We start from the raw sequence: 396 nt of genomic DNA, 5'->3' as shown, positions 1-396 counted from the left end.
GAATAGATTCATCTGCCATGACCGACAAACATCCCGGCCTCTCCTCCTACACCGACCGCCATGGCAAAGTTCGCTGGCGCTATCGGACGAAGGAGCGTGTGCTTAGTCTGCCGGCCCCCAATCAAGCGGGTTTCAAGGAGGCCTACCAAGCAGCGGTCGAGGGCCGGAAAGTCCCCAAGGCTCCCGTCGTCCGTATGCCTGGAGCCGCTCTGCCCGGCACGTTTGGAGCGGCCTTTCAACGGTTGAAGATCTCGGTCAAGTGGTTGGCGCTTGATGAAGCCAGCAAGCGCAAGAACTCGCGGCTGATCGAAGAATTTCTAGAACTGCGAGTGGTCCCTGATCACCCACTCATCTGGCGGGATGTAGCGGTTAAGAACCTTAGACGTATCCATATTG

1 pseudogene is annotated in these 396 nt (G+C 57.6%); it reads left to right on the top strand.

From position 1 onward, the window contains the following. Positions 1 to 17: 17 nt before the first annotated feature. A pseudogene (locus tag EN780_RS38295) lies at positions 18 to 396 on the top strand (integrase); the annotation flags it as partial.

This window comes from Mesorhizobium sp. M4B.F.Ca.ET.089.01.1.1 (assembly GCF_004022605.1).
Lineage (GTDB): Bacteria > Pseudomonadota > Alphaproteobacteria > Rhizobiales > Rhizobiaceae > Mesorhizobium > Mesorhizobium abyssinicae.
The sequence above is the reverse complement of the archived record's forward strand: the minus strand, read 5'-3'. Positions and strand labels throughout refer to the sequence as shown.